This is a genomic window from Escherichia sp. E13S3 (assembly GCF_004212325.1).
Taxonomy (GTDB): Bacteria; Pseudomonadota; Gammaproteobacteria; order Enterobacterales; family Enterobacteriaceae; genus Escherichia.
On sequence record NZ_RHJR01000009.1, the window covers coordinates 31,160 to 56,784 of the forward strand.

The following is a 25,625-nucleotide window of genomic DNA, read 5'->3' on the forward strand; positions in this document are numbered from 1 at the left end:
ACGAAACAGATGAAAGCTTCACTGGCGCTGGTCAGCCTGCTAACGGCATTTACCAGCCACTCCTTAAAATCTCCCGCCGTTCCACCAACCGTGGTACAAATCCAGGCCAACACCAACCTTGCCATCGCAGACGGTGCCAGACAGCAAATCGGCAGCACGCTATTTTACGATCCGGCATATGTGCAGCTTACTTATCCTGGCGGTGATGTCCCGCAAGAACGCGGCGTATGTTCCGATGTGGTGATCCGCGCCTTGCGCAGCCAGAAGGTCGATTTGCAGAAACTGGTGCACGAAGATATGGCGAAGAATTTTGCCGAGTACCCACAAAAATGGAAGTTAAAGCGCCCGGACAGCAACATCGATCACCGTCGGGTGCCTAATCTGGAAACCTGGTTTACCCGCCACGATAAAACACGCCCCACCAGCAAAAACGCCGGTGACTATCAAGCGGGTGATATTGTCTCCTGGCAACTGGACAACGGGCTGGCACATATTGGGGTGGTGTCAGATGGCTTCGCCCGCGACGGTACGCCGCTGGTGATACATAACATTGGCGCAGGTGCGCAGGAAGAAGATGTACTGTTTAGCTGGCGGATGGTGGGGCACTATCGGTATTTTGTTAAATAAGCGATCGCCCCACATGAAGAAAAAATTCAGATCCTTTTTACACTGACGGCTTCTTTTTTCTTACGGCTCACCAGCGCCAGTGCCAGCACAATCAGCACAATACCGCTACCTTCAACCGCACCAGGATTTTCACCGAGCAGCCACCAGGAAAAGAGTACGCCGCAAACGGGAACCGCCAGAGTACTTAAGCTGGCAATACTGGCAGGCAAGTTTTTCAATACAAACAACCATAAGCTCCACGCCAGCGCCGTCGCCAGAATCGCACTGTAGGCCAGCGCCCAGAACACGGTGGGCTGCCAGTCAATTTCACGTTGCGGTACCAGTAAAGCGACCACACTCATCATCAGCGCCGCATACAGCATCTGCCAGGATGTTAACGACAATAAATCCACGCGCGGATGACGGGCGTAAAGGCGTTTAGCGACAATGGCGCTCGCCCCCCAACTGACGCCGGAGAGGATCGCCAGCATGGCGCTTTTCATCGAAGAGAAATCGAGTTGCCACGGCTGCAACACCAAAAATAAACCGAAAGCGGCAATCAGAATCGCGAAATATTGCCCGCGTCGCAGGCGTTCACCGAGAAACAACGCGGCGAAAATCACCACCCAGAACGGCATGGTATAGCTCAGGATCGCCACTTTCCCCGCTCCACCGCTGACCAGCGCCCACTGCGCCAGGCCAACCATCCCGCAGGTTTGTAACAGGGCAATGGCTAAGGTGTATTTAAACGGCGTCGGGCGCATTCCGCGACCACGTAACAAAAGAACGATGAATAAAACGAGAGCGCCGAAAATGCAGCGTAAGGCGGTGAAGTCGAAGGCACCGATGTAGCTGGTGACTTGCTTCATGAAAATCCAGCTATAACTCCAGATAAGTGTGAGCACAACCAAGCCACTGATTGCCAGTGGGTTGCTCTTTCCTGCGGCAGACATGAGAGATCCAGTGTGTAGTTTTCCTGTGGACACTATACGCCGGTAAAGAAACTTCAGCGACTGCCTGAAAGGCAGTCGCTGAAGAAGGTCAGGTTACAGCAGGTCGAAACGGTCGAGGTTCATCACTTTCACCCATGCCGCCACGAAGTCTTTGACAAACTTCTCGTGGGCATCGCTGCTGGCGTAAACTTCTGCCAGCGCACGCAGGACGGAGTTAGAACCAAATACCAGATCCGCACGGCTGGCAGTGTATTTCACTTCACCCGTTTCACGGTCACGGCCTTCGAACAGCTCTTTCGATTCGTCGGTCGCTTTCCACTCGTAACGCATATCCAGCAAGTTCACGAAGAAGTCATTGCTCAATACGCCAACGCGGTCAGTGAAGACACCGTTTTTGCTACCATCGAAGTTGGCGCCCAGCACACGCATCCCGCCCACCAGCACAGTCATTTCTGGTGCAGTCAGCGTCAGTTGCTGCGCTTTATCGATCAGCAGTGATTCAGTGGTAGCCTCGCCCGACGCAGCGCGATAGTTACGGAAACCATCAGCAACAGGTTTGAGCAGCTCGAACATCTCGATATCCGTCTGATCCTGACGTGCATCTACGCGACCTGGTGTGAACGGAACACTGATGCTGATACCCGCAGCACTCGCCGCTTTTTCGACACCAACAACACCGGCGAGAACAATAATGTCAGCGAGTGAAGCCGTGTGTGAGGATTTATAGATCCCCTCCAGCACCGGCAATGCGCGTGCTGCTGCGGCATTAACCTCCCAGTCGCGCTGCGGAGCTAATGCCAGACGCGCACCGTTGGCACCGCCACGTTTATCCCCACCGCGGAAGGTGGAGGCAGAAGCCCAGGCAACAGAAACCAGCTCGCTCACAGAGAGACCAGACTCAGCAATCGCCGTCTTCAGGTTAAGGATATCTTCCTCGCTCGGGTTGAAGAACGCATGTGGCAGCGGATCTTGCCAGATCAGATCTTCTTTCGGCACTTCCGGTCCGATGTAACGAGATTTCGGCCCCATATCCCTGTGCGTCAGTTTGAACCACGCACGGGCAAAGGCTTCGTTGAACGCTTGCGGATCGTCAAGGAAGCGACGTGAAATCTTCTCAAACTCTGGATCAAAACGCAGCGTCAGGTCAGTGACCAGCATCGTCGGCTTACGTTTCTTCGACGGATCGAACGGATCCGGGATAATTTCCGGTGCATCTACGGCTTCAAACTGGATGGCGCCTGCCGGGCTACGAGTCTGTACCCACTCATACTTGAACAGGTTTTCGAAGAAATAGTTGCTCCACTGGGTCGGCGTCTGGGTCCAGACGACTTCCAGACCTGACGTAATGGCATCAGCACCGACACCGGAACCAAAATCACTTTTCCAGCCTAAGCCCTGGTTTTCGATCGGGGCCGCTTCTGGATCAGGACCTACGTGCGTTGCCGGGCCTGCGCCGTGAGTTTTACCTAACGTATGACCACCCGCGATCAGCGCAACGGTTTCTTCGTCGTTCATCCCCATATTGCCAAATGTCGCGCGAATAGCTGCAGCCGCAGAAAGCGGTTCGCCGCTGGCATTTGGTCCTTCCGGGTTAACGTAAATCAGCCCCATTTCGGTTGCTGCTAATGGGCGTTTTGCCAGTTCTTCCGGGTTACGGTGGGCAAGCCAGGTTTTTTCATCACCCCAGTTTACGTCGAGATCCGGTTCCCAGACGTCTTCACGACCGGCACCAAAACCGAAGGTACGGAAGCCGGAGTTTTCCAGCGCCACGTTACCCGCGAGGATAAACAGGTCGGCCCAGGAGATTTTCTGACCATATTTTTGTTTGATTGGCCACAACAGACGACGCGCTTTATCCAGACTGACGTTATCCGGCCAGGAGTTGAGCGGCGCAAAACGTTGCTGACCACGACCCGCGCCGCCACGACCATCAATTGAACGGTAAGTCCCCGCGCCGTGCCAGGCCATACGAATAAACAGACCAGCGTAGCTGCCCCAGTCTGCTGGCCACCACGGTTGAGACTCTGTCAGCAGATCTTTCAGATCTTTTTTCAGGCCGTAGTAATCTAGCTTGCTAAATTCTTTGCGGTAGTCGAAGTCCTCACCCAGTGGGTTAGAACGGTTAGAATGTTGGTTTAACAGGTCAACACGGAGTTGTTTTGGCCACCAGTCATGAGTGGTTGTTCCCGCACCGGCGCTCTGGTCATGACCGCCATGATGGAACGGGCATTTTCCGGCTGCTGTTGTGTTATGGATATCGTCTGACGTGCTCATCAATATACTCCCTCTACAGTGTTACCCTTACGATACACAGCGTTAGAGAGAAGTTATAATTGAATTAATCCACGGATGCGATAGTTGGGATCTTACATATCATTAGTTAAAGAGATGTAGATCAAATTGATCTTAAATAAGCCTTTTTGATTATGTCCGATTACGGACAAATACCTTATAAAAAAGGGTTTTATCCCTGTTTTCTCTCTGTTCTTTTAAGGAATGAAGGAGAAAAAGCGAGTCAATAGTTTTACTTGTCTGCCCCCTCGCTTCGAGGAGGCATTTTGTGCTTTGTTTTAATTTTGTGATCACCGTGTGATTTTTACAGAAACCAAAGCACTTATAAACCAGGTCGAACACCCAGCGTATGGCAAATCGCGTAACTCATTTCAGCGCGGTTAAGCGTATAGAAGTGGAAATCTTTCACCCCTTCACGGCTTAAAATCTTCACCATATCCATCGCAATATTCGCACCCACCAGCTTGCGGGTTTCGGCGTCATCATCCAGACCATCAAACATTTGCGCCATCCACGCCGGAATACGCACGTTGGTCATGTCAGCAAATTTCTTCGCCTGTTTAAAGTTAGAGACGGGCAAAATGCCCGGAATGATTTCCACATCAATACCCGCCGAAACACAACGATCGCGAAAACGCAGGTAGCTTTCGACATCGAAGAAGAACTGAGTAATCGCGCGATTGGCTCCGGCGTCCACTTTGCGTTTCAGGTTAAGCAAATCCGCCTGGGCGCTTTTCGCTTCCGGATGCACTTCCGGATACGCCGCCACGGAGATATCGAAATCCGCGACCTCTTTTAACAGCGTCACCAGGTCAGAGGCATACATTTCCGGCTTACCGCTTCCCGGCGGCAGGTCGCCACGCAGCGCCACGATATGGCGAATACCGTTATTCCAGTAGTCGCGGGCGATGGTCCGCAGCTCGGCAGGCGTCGCATCAATGCAGGTAAGATGCGGCGCCGCTTCCAGACCGGTGCGATCTTTAATGCCTTTAATAATGCTGTGCGTGCGGTCGCGCTCACCGGAGTTTGCGCCATAGGTCACTGAAACAAATTTCGGTTTCAGGCTACTAAGACGATCGATGGAGTTCCACAGGGTCTGCTCCATTTCACTGGTACGCGGCGGGAAAAATTCGAACGAAACATTAATCTGCCCCTGGACTTCGGCCAGGCTCTGATTCAGGGCATCCCGCTGGCTGGCGTGAAAAAAGCTCATACCTTACCTCATCAATCGCTTGTAGTTATATGTTGTGTTGTGAACATCTATCCATTTAGACGTCCAGATGTAAAGATGAAGGAAAAGCCGAGGGGCGTCAACCGAAAAATGCCCCATGATGGTGAGGAAAAATCAGGGAAGATGAATTTTCTTCATTTGAATGTGGGAGTAAATGGGTTCTCTCACATTATCGCGCGCGAAGTAATGAATAAACGGATAAACCATCGGCTTCAAATTTATTTAAATAAGAGTTAATTAATATGCTCGTCTGTGTTAGCTGGACACTTATTTAAATAAAACAAATAGATACCATAATTTGCATTCAATACTGCATGTTTATTATTTGAACTACTTCAAACTATTAACAATTTCTCCAAAATTATGTTGCAGAGCAATTATGCATCCCCCACGATAAGTAGAACGTTCTACTAGAACGTTCTACTTATACAAAAAAAGACTAATTCGCGCAGATTTATGCGCTATTCGGGGGAAATCAGCATGAATCTGATGTCGAGTTTCGTGAAGTCACTTTCTAAATTGTCGATGATTGGTCGCGCCCTAATGCTGCCAATTTCGCTTCTGCCTGCCGCTGGGTTGTTACTGGCGTTCGGCGATAAATTCCATTTGCCTTTGATGATGAATGCAGGCGGCATTATTTTTGATAACTTGCCGATGCTTTTTGCTATCGGTTCCGCCGTAGGGCTGGCTTCTGAATCGGGAATTGCGGCGTTATCCGCAGCCGTTTCCGTTTTTGTCACCAATATCACCATCAGCACCGTACTTAGCATCACGCCAGAAATGGCCGGGCAAGGCGGCAAATACGCGATGGTGGTGGGTATCCCCACACTGCAAATGGGCGTTTTTGGCGGCCTGATATGCGGGATTCTGGCAGCGTGGTGTTACAACCGTTTTCATACCATGCAATTGCCAGAATTCCTTGGTTTTTTCTCCGGCAAACGCTTCGTGGCTATCGCGACAGCTTTTCTTTCCTTCATCCTTGGCTTGTTACTGCCCTATGTCTGGCAACATATTCAGTCGGGAATCGATGCACTATCAGTTATCGTCAATGGTGATAACCAAGCGGCATCGACCTTTATTTTTGGTGTGACAGAACGTGCGCTCATTCCGCTTGGGCTGCACCACATCTGGTATCCGTCGTTCTGGTACTCTTTTGGTGATTACACCACCCAGGCAGGGCAAACAATCCACGGTGACCAAACAATTTGGTTCAAAATGCTGGAAGAAGGTGTGAAATCGTTCAGTAGCGACAGCTACCATAACGCAGGTAAGTTTTTACAGGGCGAGTTCCCGCTCATGCTGTTCGCGCTGCCTGCGGCGTGTCTGGCGATGTACCATGAAGCACACACCAAAAATAAGAAAATTGCCGCCGGTATTCTGTTCTCTGCCGCATTAACCTGTTTCCTGACCGGTATTACAGAACCCGTTGAATTTACATTTATCTTTGTCGCCCCTGTGCTGTATGTCTTCAATGCCATCATGGCGGGCCTTTCCTATATGGCGATGTATCTGCTGCATGCACATATTGCCAAATCCTTCTCTGCGGGGCTGATTGACTATATTTCGTTTGGCATCCTGCCATCCTTTAACGGCTACAAAACCAACTTCCTGAGCGCCATTATCGTCGGCGTGCCAATGGCGGTGATCTACTACTTCACCTTCCGCTTTGTTATTCGTCGTTTTGATGTGAAAACACCTGGTCGCACCGAAACTACGGTTAGCGCTAATGATAAAACCGATGACGAACTGGCAACAGAAATCATCACGCTGCTTGGCGGTCAGCAAAACATTAAATCGGTAGGCTCCTGCATCACGCGTTTACGTCTGGAAGTCTCTGATAAAGAAGCGGTGGATCAGGATGGTCTGAATAATATTGGCGCCCGTGGCGTGGTTTTTGTCGGCAATAACGGCATTCAGGTCATTTTTGGCGCGCGAGCGCAATTTATCGCGCAAACCATGTCGACGATGATCGGTAAATAGCCTTAAGATTACTCGATGTCAGAGGTTCTGGTCCCTGACCAGAACCTTCTTGCTATTTAAAGAATCAACGTTGTTCAGGGAGTGAGTTTGAAGAAAGTCAGCATAATTGATGTTGCCAAAAGAGCCGGAGTTTCCGTCTCTACTGTGTCGCTAGTGTTGCGCCAGAAAGGGAAAATCTCGGAGGCGACCATCGGGAAAGTTCATGCTGCTATTGACGAACTGGGCTACGTGCATAATGTTGCCGCCGCCAATTTACGTTCCCACACTTCAAATCTTATCGGACTGATTTTACGTGATTTTAGCAATAGCTTTTCCATCAAAGTGATGGCCAGTATTGTTCAGGAACTGGAAGCCAGGGGCTATATGGTATTCCTCGGGCAACCACAGAACGAACATGAACATCTTGAACGTTGTTTACTTTCCTTCAAGCAACAAGGTGTTGCCGGAGTGATTTATCTGGCTTCCGATGCGCATCGTGAAACCCTCCCCACACTAATCCGCCAGTGTTCGCTTCCCCTTGTTGTCGCGTCACAAACGCCTATCAAAGATGAGTGCAACCTGGTGTTGCGTGACAACCAGCAGGCAGCAAGTCTTGCCACACGTTATTTAATTGAGCGCGGCCATCGTTACATTGCCTATCTCGGTGGCAGAGAAAGTGATCTTATCCGTCAGCAGCGACTGGTTGGTTTTCGCCAGACCCTGGCAAAATTTGGCATTGCTTGTCGTGACGAGTTCACGCCAGCCTGTGACGGTGACACCTGGGCTGCCAGCATGGCAACGCGCCAGCTGCTGGAAAATAACAACGCCATTACCGCCCTGCTCTGCCATTCGCCCGACGCTATGATTGGCAGCATCAACGGCATACATCAGGTGGGGCGCACCGTCGGGAAAGACGTCTTTCTGACCCAGCAGGTAGCGCTAATTGGTTTTGAAGATATGCTGCATATCAACCTGACCTCTCCTGTTTTCACCTATGTATCTTCCGCCAGTGAAGAAACCGGACGCCAGGCAGCGACCCTGATGATTCGCAAATTAAAAGACCCGGATTTGCAAACCCAAAGAATTGCGCTTTCCGGGCAACTGGTGGTGCGGGAATCGGCGTAATACAAATGCCGAATGAGATATACGTCAATATCATCATCCGGCAATAAGGTGTAAACCAACTCAATGCGTATGTTTACTTGATATCTTTCACACGCATACCGTTGAGCTGTTCATCCGTGATGGTATTGCCCGCTTTGAAGTAATCAACCACGGCGTGATAAACGTAATAACCGCCCGTTGTGTTGCGTGCTTTTCCTTCGGTAAAGGCGGTGAAACCATCTCCACCATCAGCAAGGAAACATTGAGTAGCAATAGGGTAAATCGTCGCATCTTCAATCGGTTTGCCATTCAGAGTCAGTGAGATAACCCGCTGACCAACCGGCTTACTGCTGTCGTACTTCATTTCCAGGCCTTTCGATACCTGTAAAACGCCATTACTTAAACTTGCGCCGTGTTCCATCAAACTGCGTAATTGTTTACCCGTGAGATCCATCGTCACCAGTTCGTTGGGGAACGGGAAGGTACTGATGACGCCGCCCATCGTAATCGCCCCTGCGGGGATCTCATTGCGAATACCGCCAGAGTTGGTTAAAGCCAATTGGGTGTTTTTACCCGCCGCTACCAGTAAAGCGTCAGCCGCCAGGTTCCCGAGGGATGCCGATTCACCATAGGCACGTTTTAATTCAACCGGCGATTGCGCCACCGTTTGTTGCACCACTTCATCAAGCTTTTTATTCCAGCCGTCAATCACCTGTTTCGTTTGTGGATCGGGCTTCCACTCGTCGGCGTAAATGGTTTTAAGCTCGAAGCTTTTCACCGTAAATTTATGCGGCTTCTCTTTGTAGTCGAGAACCAGTTTACCCACATCAATCCCGCCGCTGTCAGTAGAGAGGATCAGCGTATTGCCGACTTTAATCGGTTCCGGTGTACCCACATGCGCATGTCCGGTGATCAAAATATCCAGCCCTTTCACCTGACTTGCCGTCTGAATATCTTTATCCAACGCGCGACGCACATCCGTGCCTCCCATACTGGACTGGCGGGCCGGAACACCTTCGTGGATCAGGGCGACGGTCAAATCAACCTTGCCTTTGAGTTCATCGATATAACGTTGTAGCCATTTAATTTCATCGCGCGCCTCAATACCCACTCGCGTGGCAGCGGATACCGTGTCATTAAAGGCAAATACACCGTGCAAACCTATAACGCCTATTTTTACGCCGTCTTTTTCGATGATGGTATAGGGCTTATCCCAGAATGATTTACTGCTGTTCTGATAAAAAATATTGCCCTGCACAATAGGGAATTTTGCCTGACTCAACTGTAATAATGTGTTGTCCCAGCCGTGGTCAAATTCATGGTTGCCTATTGTGGCGACATCAAACGGCATGGTATTCATAATATCGATAATAGCTTTGCCTTTGGTCAGGCTGCTGATATAGGGCCCGGTAAAATAGTCACCCGCATCAAAAAACCATGTCGCTTTATTTTTTGCTTTTTCTTGTTTAACCAGCGTAGTGATATTTGCCCAGCCGCCAATATCTCGTTTACCGTCAGCAATCCACGGCACTTTATAAGGCTCTACATGTGCATGGAGATCGTTGGTATAAATGATAGTGACATCTTTGGCGCAAGCCCAGAACGGCAGTGTTAATGCGATACCCGCAGCAAGTATTTTAATTTTCATAAATAGTCCCTTTCAGTGATTTAAAGGATTGCTACATTACGTTCTGAAAGAGTTATTTATGTGAGAGTAATCACATCCACAAGGGAGCGTTGCCGGACAAAATCAACGACCTTGTGAAATCGTTGGTGATATATGTCGACTCTGTTTACGATTAATGCCTGCAAGTCGTTTGGTTGCCGTAATTTAGGACGGTCAACATCGACAGATTACAGCTGGCCTGACTATCGACTGGGTTATGCAGCATTGCACTGCCGGGCATGTGGAAGCTACCCACCGTTGTTTGACGAACAACAATTTCGTGACTGGTTGTCAGTTCACTTATCTACGTGGGCCTCTGAAAAGGGCCATTTCTGCCCGGTATGTTATGGCACAGAGACGATTTGTTATGGTCACAATCCACGAGGTTCGCAACGCATTCAATGCCGTAACTGCAAAAAGGTCTGGACGCCCAAACAATATCAGAAAGAAATAACGCCTCCAGAAATAATCGAAACGGTTGCTCTTCTGGTGCCATTTCAGGGAGCCAGCGGCGGGCAGAAACTGTATGTTTTAATGAGTTTCGATGCTATTCACGGAAATATTCTTCATCTCTCTACTAATTACACGCAGCATCAAGCGGGAGAAAGTCTGCATTACCGATTTAAAGGAAAAGCAGAATCAGAGCTATACGATAGCAATATCGTACACCGCGTTGATATGCGCGAAGCACAATTTCTACGCCGCAGTCAGTTTGATGAAATTCAGTATGGCAGCGCAGCGCTCAAGCGCAATGCCAAAGGCGCTATTCTGCGTCCGGTTATCACTGCACACGGGCATTTCAGAGTACTGAATATTTTATTCCCGACAGTTAAAACTCATGTTATTTCACACGAGTGTTTTTTAAGAGGCGCAATTATTACGGTCTGGGCTGATCTGTTTCGCCAACAGCAAGGTGAAATTTGGTTTATTGAAGAGGAAATAACTGACTGTACCGATAATACGTCCTGGCGTTTTCAGGGAACAACTTATCACGGCTGGTGGAAAAATCAGTGGCAACTCTGGGTTCAGGGAAAAAATCGTAAAATGGTATGTGCATTAACGGGCGGAAAGAGTAGCAAAGCTGAAATGCTCTCTTTAGCAACCAGCAGACATTTTATCGACTGGCTACATAAACAAGCAGTATTTACTCACAGCACCCCGCTTTCCGCAGGGCGCGTTACGCAAATACTGCTTTCTCTGGCTCAGGGTTACAACAACTGCGCCAGTCGGTTAATATCCGACTGAATCGCCCCGGCGGTGACATCACGCCCTGCGCCTGGTCCGCGGATCACCAGCGGATTATCGCGATACCAGCGGCTTTCGATGGCAAAGACGTTATCGCACGGCAGCAAAGAAGCCAGTGGATGATCTTCCCGCACCGCTTCCACGCCCACACGCGCTTTGCCATTGGCATCGAAACGCGCCACGTAGCGCAGCACCAGCCCCATTTCGCGGGCCGCTTCCAGCCGTTGCACCATCTGCTCGTTAAGTTCATCGCCATTTTCAAAGAAATGGTCGATGCTGCCGCCTTCGCAATGGGCAGGCACCAGCGACTCCACGCGTACCTGGTCCGGTTCAATGTTGTAACCCGCTTCACGCGCCAGAATCACCAGCTTGCGCATCACGTCTTTGCCAGAGAGATCGTCACGCGGGTCAGGTTCGGTTAAGCCCTGCTGCCAGGCCTGATCCACCAGCTCGGTAAACGGCACGCTACCGTCGAATTGCAGGAACAGCCAGGAGAGCGTGCCGGAGAAGATCCCGCTGATCGACAAAATAGTATCGCCGCTGTCGATCAGATCGCGCACGGTATGATTGATCGGCAAGCCTGCACCGACGGTGGCGTTGTATAGCCAGTGACGCCCGGTTTTTTCGAAGGCGTCGTGGATCTGGCGATATTTGTTGCTGTCGCTTGCTCCCGCCAGTTTGTTGGCACTGATGACGTGGAAACCATGACTGGCGAAATCGAGATATTGATCAGCAAGCTGCTGGCTGGCGGTAACGTCCAGCACCACTAAATCATCATACGGATGGGCGCGCATCCACAGGAACAGCGACTCTTCATCCTGCTCGACGGCTTCGTCGTTGAAGAAGGCTAACGCGCGGCTGGCGTCCAGGCCTTCGTAGCTCAACAGGCTGCGGCGGCTGTCCACCACACCTGCCAGCACAAATTCAAAGCCGGTGCGTGCCGAGAGCGTACTCTGCTCACGGGCGAACAGCTCCAGCCAGCGGGAACCGATATTGCCCTTGCCGAACAAGACCAGGCCGATGCGTTTTTCTGCGCGGAAGACGGACTGATGCAGGCCCTGAATCAGGCTTTCGGTCGGTCCGGTGCGCAGTACTGCCACCAGGCTGATGCCGTCATCAGACTGCCAGGTAAATTCGACCGGCTGGCCTTTCAGCTGCTGCCAGAAACGGTGGCAATGCAGCGGGTTACGGGTGACGCCTGCCCCGACCATCGCCACCAGTGCCAGCCCCTGACGCAGGCGCAGTTCGCCGGGTAATCCCGCTTCGTCGAGGATTTTCAGCGCACTGTCAGCGACTTCTGAGGTGTAGCAAAATTGCAGCAACTGGCGATCGTTATGCACGCCAACCGCCAGTGGACGCACTTGCGCGCGTTTCAGGATTTGGTCGATCTCTTTATGCGCCAGTTTGAAATCCTGACTGGTAGGCACCTGAAACTCAATCAAACAGACATCATCGTGGCTGGTGACAATACGCGCGCCAGTACCGGAAGCCAGCACGCGTTCAATGCGTGTGGAGCCTTGGTCTGGCGTGTAACTACAGCGCAGCTGCAGGTCGATTTCGCTACCGGATACTGGCTGTAAAGTACGGGCGTGAAGAACGGGAGCCGCCAGACGCGCCAGTTCGCTGGCTTCATCCAGACGCAGCAATGGTAACAGGCAGGCATCTTTCACTTTACGCGGGTCGGCACTGTATACCCCGGCGACGTCGCTCCAGATGGTTACGCGAGAAACACCCGCCAGCGCACCGATTTGTGTCGCGGAATAGTCGGAACCGTTACGCCCCAGCAGCACCGTTTCACCGGCGTTGTTACGGCTGATAAACCCGGTCACCACCAGACGTTTGCCCGGATGTTGCACCAGCAGTTGTTGCAGCAGCGGGTAAGAAAGTCCTTCATCAACCTGCGGTTGCGCAGCGCGTTCAGCGCGTAAAAACTCGCGGGCATCAAGCCAGGCAGCTGGCAATCCTTGTTGATTAAGTACCGCAGACATCAGGCGCGCCGACCACACTTCACCGTGGCCCACCACTTCCGCATACACCGCATCGGTGATACCGCTGTCGAGCAACGCCGCCAGGCGCTCAAGATCGCTGACAAAAGCGCTAATGAGGCTATCGGCTTCTTCGGCGGGTAACAAGCCGCTAATCAGATCGCACTGATAGCGACGCAGCGTTTGTTGAACCTGATGCGCAGAGAGACGATCGGTCTGGCTTAGTTTCAACCAGTTAATCAACTGGTTAGTGGTGCTACCGGCGGCGGAAACCACCATCATATCGTCAGGCTGAGAGTACTCCGCCATAATGCCCGCGACACGCAAATAACACTTCACATCAGCCAGACTACTGCCACCAAATTTATGCAGTTGACGACCTTTCGCCCCTGCCTGCGCAATCACACTCATTTTTACCCCTTGTTTGCAGCCCGGAAGCCATTTTCCAGGTCGGCAATTAAATCTTCGCCATCTTCAATACCGGTGGAGATACGCAGCAGCGTCTCGGAGATCCCGGCGGCAGCACGCGCTTCTGGCGCCATGCCTGCATGTGTCATGGTTGCGGCGTGAGAGATTAAACTTTCCACTCCCCCTAACGATTCCGCCAGCGTAAACAACGACAGCCCGCCCAGGAAACGACGCAGCGTCTGCTCATCGCCATCCAGTTCAAAACTCAACATTGCGCCAAAGCCTTTTTGCTGGCGCGCGGCAATTTCATGCCCCTGATTTTCCGGCAGCGACGGGTGATACAGTTTTTTCACCAACGGCTGGGTTTGCAGATATTTCACAATCGCCTGCGCGTTGCGCTGGGCCAGCTCCATACGCGGCACCAGAGTACGCAAACCGCGCAGCAGCAGATAGCTGTCAAACGCGCCGCCCGTCACGCCAATATTGTTTGCCCACCAGGCCAGTTCGGTGACAACGTCCGGGTCTTTAGCAATCACCACGCCGGCCACCACGTCAGAGTGACCGTTCAGATATTTCGTACATGAATGCAACACCAGATCGGCACCCAATGCCAGCGGATTTTGCAATGCCGGGCTTAAGAAGGTGTTATCCACCACGCTCACCGCCCCGACTTCCCTTGCCAGATGGCAGATTTTCGCAATATCCACGACGCGTAACAATGGATTACTTGGGCTTTCTACCAGCACCAGTTTAGGTTTTTCTGCCAGTGCCGCCTGCAATGCCTGTTCATCGCCTTGATCAACAAACAACACGCGATAGCAACCGCGTTTCGCCAGGCTGTCGAACAGGCGATAGCTGCCGCCGTAGCAGTCGTGTGGCGCAACCAGCAGATCGCCGGGTTTCAAAAAGACGGTAGTCACCAGGTGGATCGCGGACATGCCGGTATTTGTAAGCACTGCACCAGCGCCGCCTTCCAGTTCTGCCAGCGCCCGCTGAACCACATCGCGCGTTGGGTTGCCGCGACGCGAGTAATCATGCGTGCGCGGTTCGTTAAATCCGGTAAAGTTATAGGTGCTGGAAAGATGGATCGGTGGGACAACGCAACCATACTGTTCGTCGTCATTTAACCCGCTACGCACTGCGATGGTGGCCTGTTTACGCGTCATGTGATGAAGTTTCCTGGGCTTTGTCGGTGAAAAGTCAGGCACCAGAGTAAACATTGTGTTAATGGACGTCAATACATCTGGACATCTAAACCTCTTTGCGTATAGATTGAGCAATTCCCCAATAACCGTTAAAATTACATGCATTATCACGCCGACAGGTGCATTACACGATGTCACGGTAGCGCCTGTACGGTAAACTATGCGGGTTTATGGCCATTACCCACATTAATTGTGTGGTCTGGTTTCAATTTATTGACGAAGAGGATTAAGTATCTCATGGCTGAATGGAGCGGCGAATATATCAGCCCATACGCTGAGCACGGCAAGAAGAGTGAACAAGTCAAAAAGATTACGGTTTCCATTCCTCTTAAGGTGTTAAAAATCCTCACCGATGAACGCACGCGTCGTCAGGTGAACAACCTGCGTCACGCTACCAACAGCGAACTGCTGTGCGAAGCGTTTCTGCATGCCTTTACCGGGCAACCTCTGCCGGATGATGCCGACCTGCGTAAAGAGCGCAGCGACGAAATTCCGGAAGCGGCAAAAGAGATCATGCGTGAGATGGGGATTAACCCGGAGACGTGGGAATACTAATGCGGAAAAGAGCGGCGCGGAGTGGAATCGCCTGATGCGCTACGCTTATCAGGCCTACGTCATATTGCAATTTATTGAATTTGCACGAACTTGTAGGCCAGATAAGGCGTTCACGCCGCATCCGGCATAAACAACGAGCACGTTGTCTGCGACCCACCGCTTTTTATACATGGACGTTTAACTATGAAAAACAGGCTGCTGATCCTCAGCCTGCTGGTTTCTGTACCTGCCTTTGCCTGGCAGCCACAAACCGGCGACATCATCTTTCAGATCTCTCGCTCATCGCAAAGTAAAGCGATCCAACTGGCAACTCATTCCGATTACAGCCACACCGGTATGCTGGTGATACGCAACAAAAAGCCCTACGTTTTTGAAGCGGTCGGCCCGGTGAAATACACCCCACTCAAACAATGGATAGCCCACGGTGAAGATGGCAAATACATTGTTCGCCGCGTTGAAGGCGGACTGAATACCGAACAACAGCAAAAACTGGTGCAAACGGCAAAACGTTATCTCGGCAAACCGTATGACTTTAGTTTCTCGTGGAGCGATGATCGTCAGTACTGCTCGGAAGTCGTTTGGAAGGTTTATCAGAACGCGCTGGGAATGCGCATGGGTGAACAGCAAAAGCTGAAAGAATTCGATCTTAGCAACCCGCTGGTCCAGGGAAAGCTTAAAGAACGGTACGGTAAAAATATCCCGCTTGAGGAAACGGTGGTTTCGCCACAAGCCCTTTTCGATGCGCCACAACTCACTACCGTCGCCAAAGAGTGGCCGCTGTTTTCATGGTAATGGATTACTTGTCGTTCCCGCCGCAAACGTTAATCGCGTTTTGCCATAACTCGAAATGCGCTTTACGCAACCAAACTGGTACAAAATCGGTGATGAAAGTAAGCGAGTAGGCCAATCACATCGTGACTGGCCCTAAAACCTAGCTTTTTTGGGTCTGAAGCTCTGGTTGATACGTCTCAGCATCATTTTGACGTTGTTTTTCCATAGCGATCGCACCAAAGTGCGTTAACGTACAGAAAATGATGCAACAGATAACACCAGCAAGCAGAAGATAAAAACCACCATCCCAACCAACCTCATCGACCATAATACCAAACAGGCTTGTACCAAGCGTCGCGCCAAGAATATAGCTCATGAAACCACGCAAACCGACAGCGGAGCCCACGGCAAAACTGGGAACAATTTCCATGGTCTGAACAGAGGCCAGGAACTGCGGAACATAGATAAGGCAGCCCACGCAAGCAGCGAAAATAGTAATAGAGAGTAGAGAATCGCTTTTCCAGTAGCCCAACAGGCAGAAGAAAATCAATACCATACTGATAATCGCTGGCGGCATACGGCGACCATGAAATAATTTATCACTCAACCAGCCAGCAAATAATGTCGTTGGAATAGCCGCCCATTCGAAGATTAAAAATGCCGTACTCATTTCGGTCTTCGTAAAATGCTTCACGCTTAACAGATAAATAGGTAACCAGCTGATAATTCCGAAACGCACCATATAGACAAAAACATCAACGAAAGAGACAAACCAGGCATTCTTATTTTTAAGCACATAGGTACAAAAAATTTGCCAGGCAGTCATATCTTCCGGCGCACGATCATCTTTTGCTTTAATGCTGACGTCGTCCGGAACGATTTCGTTTAATGGCGGCAAACCTTCACTTACCGGTGAACCTTTACCTGACATCAGTACCACGATAGCAATGACAACAGAGACAATCGCTGGAATAACATATGTTGCTATTTTCCAGTGTTCAGTGCCCAGTACGGCAAATGCGCCGCCGACAATCGGAGCAACAATACCACCACCCACGTTGTGCGAAATATTCCAGACCGCGCCGACAATGCCCCGTTCTTTACGAGGAAACCAGTTAGCGATCGTAATAAATGACGGGCCAACACCCATTCCCTGAAAGAAACCATTCAGAATGACAAGTCCTGCAAACATCCAGAATGCGAAACTAAAACCAAGTGCCACGTTAACGAGAGCACAAAGTATTAAACCCACTGCCATATATACTTTGGGATTAGCTTTATCCGCCAGACTGCTCATTATCCCTTTACTAATACCGTAGGCGATCAGCATACAACTGCTTAACAGCCCTATTTGCGTCGCAGAAAGATTAAGCTCTTGTTTTAAATACGGTGTAGAGAGAACAAAGTTATTCCTGACAATGTAATACGAAAGATAACCGATAAATACGCTGAATAACGCCTGCATACGGTAACGATTATAGGTACTTTTCACTTCACTTTCAGGAACCTTATGTGTTGCCACTTTAGGTTTCAATAAAGAAAGCATATATCACCTTCCAGTTCATAGTGTTGTTTAATCAAATAATAATATTCATAGCAATGCTCATTACTACTCTCTGAAGAGTATTTTAAAAGCCTTTGCTTAGTGAGTTTTGAAGATAGTGAAGCAAGAGAGTTTAAGTTACAATACAGGGCAAATGAGTCAAAACTGACTCAAAAAAACAAATCCCATGTTCCATTTCTTTCCCATATTTGATTTTAGAAAATGCAACATGGCTATTATTTAAACCTTAACGTGTTACAACAGGCCCAATTTTAAAAAAATTAGTTTTATTAAAATTTTCATTTTTTGAGTTCAATCACATATTTTGCCTCTATAATCGGGATCATTGAAGATACTTGTTCTTGTTATGCCAGAGAACCATGCTGCACAACAAAAAAACAGAGTCTGAACACCTTCAGGATACCCGTCGTAACACGCGGATTTGTAATCGAATTAAAGCCTTTTTTATGGTTTCTGAAGACTGGAACTCCGTCATGATTACTGAGGCGCTAAGTCTGCATCAGGCCACCGCAGATGACCCTATTTACGATAGTGCTTGTTATTACCATCCTCAACGGGTAAAAAAATGGGATGAAGCCGCCAATAACAAATTTCATTTTTTACTGCTATACAGTCAGAACCTGAATCTGAGAGCGAAAATGTGGAAATTAATTAATGCGCATTTCCGTAACAGTCACTTGCGGATATAGTAATGCTGGTTGCTTGCCGAATTAATGATAATTTACAAATACAAAAACACATGGCTTGAAGTTCGTTGCTTATGTTAACTAATGGATAACAACATGGATTACAGCCCAGGAATTTACCTCTTATTAATGGGATTTTTGACATGATTCGCATTATACAAAGAGCGCTAATCTGTTGGATTTTATATATCAGCGTTGCCTCAGCGCATGAATTAGTGATTGCTACAACGCTTTCTTCGGAAGCGACAGAGCACATTATCAGTCAATGGCAAAAGCAACCACAGGCAACCAAAATCCGTACGCTCAACCGAACCAGTGCATCTATTGAGCGCCTGCTGGAAAATCCATTGGGTGAAAATATTGATCTGGTACTGAGTTCATCCCCGATGTTGCTACAGCGGTTACAAAGTAAAAATCTGCTTCAGCCATTTAATAATCAAATAGAAACAAGTAGAAAGTTAGTACCGGAATCCATTCGTTCAACCACCGTTGCTGTTGCCATATCGGGCTACGGCATTCTTATCAATGTGGCGCATCTGGAAGACAAAAAAGAGCCTGTGCCAACGTCATGGCAGGAATTAAGTAAGTCGCGTTATCAAGGAACGCTATTAATGAGCAGTCCTTCTCGTTCAGATACGACTCATCTGATGATTGAAGATCTTCTGCAACAACAAGGATGGAGTAGCGGTTGGAGTACACTACTGAAAATAGGCGGTAATCTCGCCACCATTTCATCGCGTAGCTTCGGCGTAGCAAATAAGATCAGTACAGGACTGGGGGACGCTGGTCCGGTAATCGACAATTACGCTAACGTACTGCTTAATAATTCAACTTTACGTTTCAGCTATTTCCCCAACTCGCGCGCAGCGCCTATGTTTATTGCCATTACAGAAGGCAGTAATCATCCACAAGAGGCAGGACGTTTTATTGATTTTTTGTTGAGTCCGGAAGGCCAGCAAGCACTGAGCGATTCTGATTCAGGGAAGTATCCGGTATATCCTCTGCCCTCCGGCACTCCACTCGCTGACCAACAAATGCGGTTATTTGCATCTCCTTCGCTTGATTACCCGTTGATCATGCAACGCCAAAAGCTCGTGCAATTGTTATTTGATTATGCGATTACTTTTCGCCTTACCGAGCTTCAGAAAAGTTGGAAAGTATTATATGCCGCAGAACATCGGCTTAAGCGGACATTGCCAGAGATACGCGCACTATTAACCGCGGTTCCCATTACCCCGCAACAGTCTGTTAATCCAACATATCTACAGCAATTCGAGCTGCAATCAGGTTTTCGTGAAGCCCAGATTATGGCATGGCAGCAGTTTTTCCTGCAGCAGCAGCAATTAGTGAATTCACAACTTGAGTCATTAAAGTGAAACAACTACATACTATCGGGACGAGCTTGCGTCTCGCCTTTGTTTTTAGTGCCGTTCTTACGCTATTCGTTAGTGTAGTTAGTCTTTATTCCTGGCATGAACAAAATTCTCAGGTTCGCTACGCACTTGACGATTATTTCCCACGAATTCAGGCGTCATTTCTTTTTGAAGAAAACCTTACGGCATTGGTAAATGAATTCAATGAGCTACAACAGACAACCAACACCGATAGCCGCCTTCAGGTAAGAGAGCAAATTGAACAACGGCTACAAAAAATTCAGTCAATTAATCCCCATCTTGATTCAGTACATCAAAGTGCGCTTAACCAACAGGTCGCCAGTAGTCGCAAATTGCTGAGTAATCTCGATAAAGCATTAAATGAACATAATAAGGAAAACGGAAAACTCGACGTTATATCGTCAAGAGTTAACTGGTTGCATGACGATTTCAATAATGAACTCAACTCCCTGACTCAGGATTTAAGTTGGCAACAATCATCATTGCTCAATCAACTCAGCCAACGGAAAGATCTTCACGAAAACCAGGGGTTGCAAAATGCACTGCAATCTATTCAAAACGAGTTACAGCTCGTTTTCGAACTCTCACATATAGAAACTGAAATCGTCAGTACCTTAAAGGAGATGCTTAACACGCATAACAATGATACTGAGTCGTTAAGACAACATATTCAATACCTGGATTTTTTGAAGCATAGCATTGACGAAAATGTGCGGTCGTTAGCTTCTTATTCCAGCACTATTACATTACACCAGACAGTTTATTCCCTGTGGGAACTGGGTACACAGCAAAATTATCTACCCGGAACTCTGTCCGCCTGGCAGCAAGCTCAACAGACCCTTATGAATACTATCAGGGATAAAGAGCGTGTTTTTACGCAAATACGCGGCCAATTAGAAACGCAACTGGGTAATAGCCATCAACAGCTACAAACTTTCAATCTGCGATTAGAAAAAATAATGCAAATCAGTGGACTACTGATTTTTGCCGCTATGGTTACGGCCTTACTGTTCGTTATTCTGGTGAATTACTTCTACATTCGGCCAAGGATGATCCGCCGTTTTCGCTTACTGAATGATGCCGTCGTCAAATTAAGTAACGGTGAACTCGATGCAGATATTCCAGTCTCCGGCAATGATGAGCTTGGTAGAATTGCCAACCTACTCCGCCAGACGATAGAGCAAATTAATCAGCAGCAACGTCAACTGGGGCAGGAAATCTGTGATCGAATCGCGACAGAAAAAAATCTGCGAACAGCACAAAGTGAATTGATCCAAACCGCCAAACTGGCCGTAGTTGGGCAAACAATGACAACACTGGCACATGAAATCAATCAACCGCTTAATGCATTATCTATGTACCTGTTCAGCGCCAATCGCGCTATAGAGCAACAAGACACTGGTTTGGCGAAAAACTATATCGTTACGATGCGATCGCTGGTTGAGCGCATGGATAATATCGTTAAACGACTGCGAAACTTCGCCCGCCGACGCGATAGTGAACTCGTAGGTGGAGCAATTAATTTACAGCAGGTAATTTATTCATCCTGGGAGCTTCTGGCATTAAAACATCGACCACTGAAAGCATCTCTTCACTACCCAGATAATTTTCCTGCTGTTTATGGCGACGATGTTTTGATTCAACAAGTTTTAGTTAATTTATTTACGAATGCCCTGGAAGCCAGTCAGGAAAAACCGCCCACAATAACCATTAACTTTGAAGAAGAAGACACCACGTTAACGCTCTATATTGCTGATAATGGAAAAGGCTGGCCAGTGCTTCTGGCTGATCGACTATTAACACCGTTTACGACTGACAAAGCTGTAGGTTTAGGTATTGGTCTTTCGATTAGTCATTCTATTATGCGTCAGTGCCAGGGAGAGCTATATATTGCGTCTACCCTCGACCGCCATGCGTTGGTTATTCTATGTTTCAGGAAACTTTAAGCATGACAGATACAACTCCAACAATACTGCTCATTGATGACGACAATGATGTTCTGCAAGCCTACAGTTCTCTCTTACAGCAAGAGGGCTATGCCGTATGTACCTGTAGCAACCCTTCAGAAGCGCTGCAATTGCTGCAAGATACCTGGGAAGGAATCGTGGTATGCGACGTTTGCATGCCGGATATTTCAGGCATTATGCTGCTGGAAAAAATAATGCTGATTGATCTTAATCTTCCCATTCTGATGATCACCGGCCACGGCGATGTCCCAATGGCCGTTGAAGCGGTAAAAAAAGGCGCGTGGGATTTCCTGCAAAAACCGATCAATCCGGAACAATTTTTATCGCTTATCGAGAAAGCGCTGGCAGAGCGTGAAGATTATCTGGAACAAAAAAAATGGCGACGAGCGCAATTTAATCGGCACTTAATTGGTAACAGTGGCTGGGTTCGTCAGACGCGTCAGCAGCTTGAAACTCTGGCAGAAACCGATCTTCCCGTCTGTTTTTACGGCGAACCTGGAACCGGCAGAACATTAGCCGCCCATTATCTTCACCAATTTAGTTCTCGCAAGGAAAGGCCGTTAATTGAACGCACACTCAGCGCTAATAGTCAGCAACCGCTGGAAGAATGGGTGGAAGAAGCAAAAGGTGGCACGCTGTTATTAAAAGAACTTGAATATTTAACGCAAGAAAATCAGCGTCTCTTGATTCAACTCCAGGAACGCCCACAGGATCGATCGTTTCGTCTGATTGTTGTTAATCAAAGCCCTCTGGCTGCACTTGCCGCCACACAAAAAATTATTCCCGCATTGTATTTTCTTTTTTCACTTACCCACATCGAATGCCCACCGCTAAGTCAACGCCCGGGGGATATTGAGCCTATTTTTCACCATTATTTGACTCTCACCTGTAAACGATTAAATCGCCAACAACCGCTGCTGGGGAAAACGTTTTATAAGCGACTGATGGCGCGAACCTGGCCCGGTAATATCATTGAATTAATAAATGCAGCAGAATTGGTGGCTGTGGGTGTTTTAATGCTGGACGATTCAGTCAGTTTGCAGATGATGGATGCTGATCCAACACCACTTGATGAACGTGTTGAAAGCTATGAAAGACAAATAATTATTGATGCACTCAACTTCTTCCAGGGACGTATCAACGACGTTGCCGATTACTTTCAGATCCCCAGAAAAAAGCTGTATTTGCGCATGAAAAAATACGGTATTGATAAAATGGATTTTCGCGATGTAAAGGAAAGATAACAATCCAATACGTTATCCTGCTAATGAAAGTTTTCAGGCACAAAAAAAGCGCCGTTCGGCGCTTTTTTCGGAAATCCGGTCTTATTTGCTGCCCGGGATGTTGAAACGCTTGTTGAAGCGGTCAACACGGCCACCGGTAGCAACATCACGCTGTTTGCCAGTGAAGAACGGGTGGCACTTGCTGCACACGTCGAGGTTCAGGTCATGACCAACGGTGGAGCGGATTTTCATTACGTTACCGCAAGAGCAGCTAGCAGTAATTTCTTCGTATTTCGGGTGAATATCTTTTTTCATGGGAAAACCTCGGTTTAAGGCCGCGTCGCTCTTCCAGCCCTAACGCCAGACACCACGCGATGTTTAAAGTATAGTTTCAATACGATCATTTCGTATCAAAGGCGCCGAATCATACAGAAATTAACCAGCGTATGCAAACTGATCCGCACTCCTCTACCGCAATGTGTATACTGTTCCACCGAATTTCAAGTCAGGATGATGCTATGCCCGTTGCCCACATTGCCTTGCCCGTTCCGCTTCCCCGCACCTTTGACTATCTCCTGCCAGAAGGTATGACGGTTAAAGCCGGGTGTCGCGTGCGCGTGCCGTTTGGCAAACAGCAGGAGCGCATCGGGATTGTCGTGTCAGTTAGCGACGTCAGCGAGTTGCCGCTCAACGAACTGAAAACCGTAGTAGAAGTACTGGACAGTGAACCCGTTTTTTCCAGTTCCGTTTGGCGCTTACTGCTTTGGGCGGCGGATTACTATCATCATCCAATTGGCGATGTATTGTTTCATGCCTTGCCGATTTTATTGCGCCAGGGGCGGCCTGCGGCGAACGCGCCCATGTGGTACTGGTTTGCTACCGAACAAGGCCAGGCGGTGGATATCAACAGCCTGAAACGTTCGCCTAAGCAACAACAGGCGCTGGCGGCGTTGCGGCAAGGGAAAATCTGGCGTGACCAGGTAGCGGAACTTGAATTCAACGATGCCGCACTACAGGCGCTGCGCAAAAAAGGTCTTTGCGAGCTGGCAAGCGAAACGCCGGAATTTAGCGACTGGCGAACGAACTATGCTGTTACTGGCGAACGTCTACGGCTGAATACCGAACAAGCCACCGCCGTTGGCGCAATTCATAGCGCGGCGGATACTTTTTCTGCCTGGCTGCTGGCGGGCGTTACCGGTTCCGGTAAAACAGAGGTTTATTTGAGCGTGCTGGAAAACGTGCTCGCTCAGGGCAAGCAGGCGCTGGTGATGGTGCCGGAAATCGGCCTGACACCCCAGACGATCGCCCGTTTTCGTGAACGGTTTAATGCGCCAGTGGAAGTTCTGCATTCCGGCCTGAATGACAGTGAGCGCCTTTCGGCCTGGCTGAAAGCGAAAAATGGCGAGGCGGCGATTGTGATTGGCACCCGTTCCGCACTGTTTACACCGTTTAAAAATCTCGGTGTGATTGTTATCGATGAAGAGCACGATAGTTCCTACAAGCAGCAGGAAGGCTGGCGCTATCATGCCCGCGACCTGGCGGTATATCGCGCGCACAGCGAGCAAATACCGATAATTCTCGGCTCGGCAACACCCGCACTGGAAACGCTATGCAACGTGCAGCAGAAAAAATACCGCCTGCTGCGCCTGACACGTCGGGCGGGTAATGCGCGTCCGGCAATTCAACATGTACTGGATTTAAAGGGTCAGAAGGTGCAGGCGGGGCTGGCTCCGGCGTTAATCACCCGTATGCGCCAGCATTTGCAGGCCGATAACCAGGTCATTCTCTTTCTTAACCGCCGTGGTTTTGCGCCTGCACTGCTGTGCCACGACTGCGGCTGGATTGCCGAATGTCCACGTTGCGATCACTACTACACGTTGCATCAGGCGCAGCAGCATTTGCGCTGCCATCATTGCGACAGTCAGCGTCCAGTACCGCGCCAGTGTCCGTCCTGCGGCTCTACCCATCTGGTGCCGGTGGGTCTGGGAACAGAACAACTTGAACAGACGTTAGCGCCGCTTTTCCCTGGTGTAGCCATTTCACGTATCGACCGCGATACCACCAGCCGTAAAGGCGCGCTGGAGCAGCAACTGGCAGAAGTGCATCGCGGCGGCGCGCGAATTTTGATTGGCACGCAAATGCTGGCGAAAGGCCACCACTTTCCGGATGTCACACTTGTGGCGTTACTGGACGTGGACGGCGCGCTGTTTTCTGCCGATTTTCGCTCGGCGGAGCGTTTTGCCCAGCTATACACCCAGGTGGCAGGCCGTGCCGGACGCGCTGGTAAACAAGGCGAAGTGGTGCTGCAAACGCACCATCCGGAACATCCTCTCTTACAAACCTTGCTGTATAAAGGTTATGACGCTTTTGCGGAACAGGCGTTGGCCGAGCGGCGAATGATGCAACTGCCGCCGTGGACCAGCCATGTGATTGTGCGCGCGGAAGATCATAACAATCAGCACGCGCCGCTGTTCCTGCAACAGTTGCGAAATCTCATCCTCTCCAGTCCGCTGGCGGATGACAAACTGTGGGTTCTCGGCCCGGTTCCGGCACTGGCACCCAAACGTGGCGGTCGCTGGCGCTGGCAGATCCTGCTACAACACCCTTCCCGCGTGCGTTTACAGCACATCATTAACGGTACGCTGGCGCTTATTAATACCATACCGGATTCACGAAAAGTGAAATGGGTGCTGGATGTCGATCCTATTGAGGGTTAAACCGCTAACGATGCGAGGCGGATCGAAAAATTAAATATTCATCACACTTTTCATGAAAATTCTGTAACCGTTTTCACGCGCTATCTGCTAAAAA

At 49.3% G+C, this 25,625-nt stretch carries 18 protein-coding genes; 10 read left to right on the forward strand and 8 right to left on the reverse strand.

Features of this window, described 5'->3' with window-relative positions; genetic code table 11:
* Window positions 1–9 precede the first annotated feature (9 nt).
* Window positions 10–627: a DUF1287 domain-containing protein gene (locus tag D9597_RS10385; RefSeq protein WP_130222338.1), complete on the forward strand. Its 618-nt coding sequence runs from the start codon at window positions 10–12 to the stop codon at window positions 625–627.
* A gap of 26 nt (window positions 628–653) precedes the next feature.
* Here D9597_RS10385 and yijE read toward each other — a convergent pair whose 3' ends face one another.
* The 3 genes from yijE to metF all read right to left on the reverse strand — a co-directional run bounded on the left by yijE (window position 654) and on the right by metF (window position 5,064).
* Entirely contained in the window at window positions 654–1,559 is a 906-nt protein-coding gene (gene yijE, locus D9597_RS10390) for a cystine transporter YijE (RefSeq protein ID WP_130222340.1), read from the reverse strand.
* A gap of 93 nt (window positions 1,560–1,652) precedes the next feature.
* The gene (gene katG / locus D9597_RS10395; protein ID WP_130222342.1) at window positions 1,653–3,833 is read right to left on the reverse strand and encodes a catalase/peroxidase HPI; all 2,181 of its coding nucleotides are present in this window, start codon (window positions 3,831–3,833) and stop codon (window positions 1,653–1,655) included.
* Between the two features lie 340 nt (window positions 3,834–4,173).
* Window positions 4,174–5,064: a methylenetetrahydrofolate reductase gene (gene metF, locus D9597_RS10400; protein ID WP_130222344.1), complete on the reverse strand. Its 891-nt coding sequence runs from the start codon at window positions 5,062–5,064 to the stop codon at window positions 4,174–4,176.
* Window positions 5,065–5,562: 498 nt separating this feature from the next.
* Here metF and D9597_RS10410 point away from each other — a divergent pair, with 498 nt between their 5' ends.
* Entirely contained in the window at window positions 5,563–7,062 is a 1,500-nt protein-coding gene (locus tag D9597_RS10410) for a PTS transporter subunit EIIC (RefSeq protein ID WP_130222346.1), read from the forward strand.
* Window positions 7,063–7,149: 87 nt separating this feature from the next.
* Window positions 7,150–8,166 (forward strand): Mal regulon transcriptional regulator MalI, encoded by a 1,017-nt coding sequence (gene malI, locus D9597_RS10415; RefSeq protein WP_130222348.1) that lies wholly within the window; start codon window positions 7,150–7,152, stop codon window positions 8,164–8,166.
* Between the two features lie 73 nt (window positions 8,167–8,239).
* Here the strand turns inward: malI and D9597_RS10420 are convergent, their stop codons facing one another.
* Window positions 8,240–9,793 (reverse strand): bifunctional UDP-sugar hydrolase/5'-nucleotidase, encoded by a 1,554-nt coding sequence (locus D9597_RS10420; protein ID WP_130222350.1) that lies wholly within the window; start codon window positions 9,791–9,793, stop codon window positions 8,240–8,242.
* Window positions 9,794–9,925: 132 nt separating this feature from the next.
* Between D9597_RS10420 and D9597_RS10425 the strand changes: the two genes are divergently transcribed.
* On the forward strand, window positions 9,926–11,056 hold the full coding sequence (locus tag D9597_RS10425; protein WP_130222352.1) for a cytoplasmic protein: 1,131 nt from the start codon (window positions 9,926–9,928) through the stop codon (window positions 11,054–11,056).
* Here the strand turns inward: D9597_RS10425 and metL are convergent.
* Together metL and metB are read right to left on the reverse strand one after the other, a co-directional pair.
* On the reverse strand, window positions 11,020–13,452 hold the full coding sequence (metL, locus tag D9597_RS10430) for a bifunctional aspartate kinase/homoserine dehydrogenase II (protein ID WP_130222354.1): 2,433 nt from the start codon (window positions 13,450–13,452) through the stop codon (window positions 11,020–11,022). The two genes, D9597_RS10425 and metL, sit on opposite strands and share 37 nt — an antisense overlap.
* A gap of 2 nt (window positions 13,453–13,454) precedes the next feature.
* On the reverse strand, window positions 13,455–14,615 hold the full coding sequence (gene metB, locus D9597_RS10435) for a cystathionine gamma-synthase (RefSeq protein WP_130222356.1): 1,161 nt from the start codon (window positions 14,613–14,615) through the stop codon (window positions 13,455–13,457).
* Between the two features lie 276 nt (window positions 14,616–14,891).
* Between metB and metJ the strand changes: the two genes are divergently transcribed.
* Complete coding sequence (gene metJ, locus D9597_RS10440; RefSeq protein ID WP_000852812.1) at window positions 14,892–15,209, forward strand: met regulon transcriptional regulator MetJ; 318 nt, start codon at window positions 14,892–14,894, stop codon at window positions 15,207–15,209.
* A 183-nt stretch (window positions 15,210–15,392) separates the two neighbouring features.
* Window positions 15,393–16,001 carry a YiiX family permuted papain-like enzyme gene (locus D9597_RS10445; RefSeq protein ID WP_130222358.1) on the forward strand — a complete coding sequence of 203 codons (609 nt, stop codon included), beginning with the start codon at window positions 15,393–15,395 and terminating at the stop codon, window positions 15,999–16,001.
* A gap of 139 nt (window positions 16,002–16,140) precedes the next feature.
* On the opposite strand, the gene D9597_RS10450 is transcribed toward D9597_RS10445, so the two are convergent.
* Entirely contained in the window at window positions 16,141–17,526 is a 1,386-nt protein-coding gene (locus tag D9597_RS10450) for an MFS transporter (protein ID WP_130206592.1), read from the reverse strand.
* Between the two features lie 847 nt (window positions 17,527–18,373).
* Between D9597_RS10450 and D9597_RS10455 the strand changes: the two genes are divergently transcribed.
* Genes D9597_RS10455 through D9597_RS10465 form a run of 3 tightly spaced genes read left to right on the forward strand, consistent with a single transcriptional unit; the run spans window position 18,374 to window position 22,835 of the window.
* Window positions 18,374–19,606 (forward strand): ABC transporter substrate-binding protein, encoded by a 1,233-nt coding sequence (locus D9597_RS10455; protein ID WP_130222360.1) that lies wholly within the window; start codon window positions 18,374–18,376, stop codon window positions 19,604–19,606.
* On the forward strand, window positions 19,603–21,570 hold the full coding sequence (locus D9597_RS10460) for an ATP-binding protein (protein WP_130222362.1): 1,968 nt from the start codon (window positions 19,603–19,605) through the stop codon (window positions 21,568–21,570). The genes D9597_RS10455 and D9597_RS10460 overlap by 4 nt, the downstream gene beginning before the upstream one ends.
* Window positions 21,571–21,572: 2 nt before the next feature.
* A complete protein-coding gene (locus D9597_RS10465; RefSeq protein ID WP_130222539.1) occupies window positions 21,573–22,835 on the forward strand; it encodes a sigma-54 dependent transcriptional regulator in 1,263 nt (420 codons plus the stop codon).
* Between the two features lie 81 nt (window positions 22,836–22,916).
* Here D9597_RS10465 and rpmE read toward each other — a convergent pair whose 3' ends face one another.
* Window positions 22,917–23,129 (reverse strand): 50S ribosomal protein L31, encoded by a 213-nt coding sequence (gene rpmE / locus D9597_RS10470; protein ID WP_000710769.1) that lies wholly within the window; start codon window positions 23,127–23,129, stop codon window positions 22,917–22,919.
* Window positions 23,130–23,332: 203 nt separating this feature from the next.
* Between rpmE and priA the strand changes: the two genes are divergently transcribed.
* A complete protein-coding gene (gene priA / locus D9597_RS10475; RefSeq protein WP_130222364.1) occupies window positions 23,333–25,531 on the forward strand; it encodes a primosomal protein N' in 2,199 nt (732 codons plus the stop codon).
* Window positions 25,532–25,625: the final 94 nt, after the last annotated feature.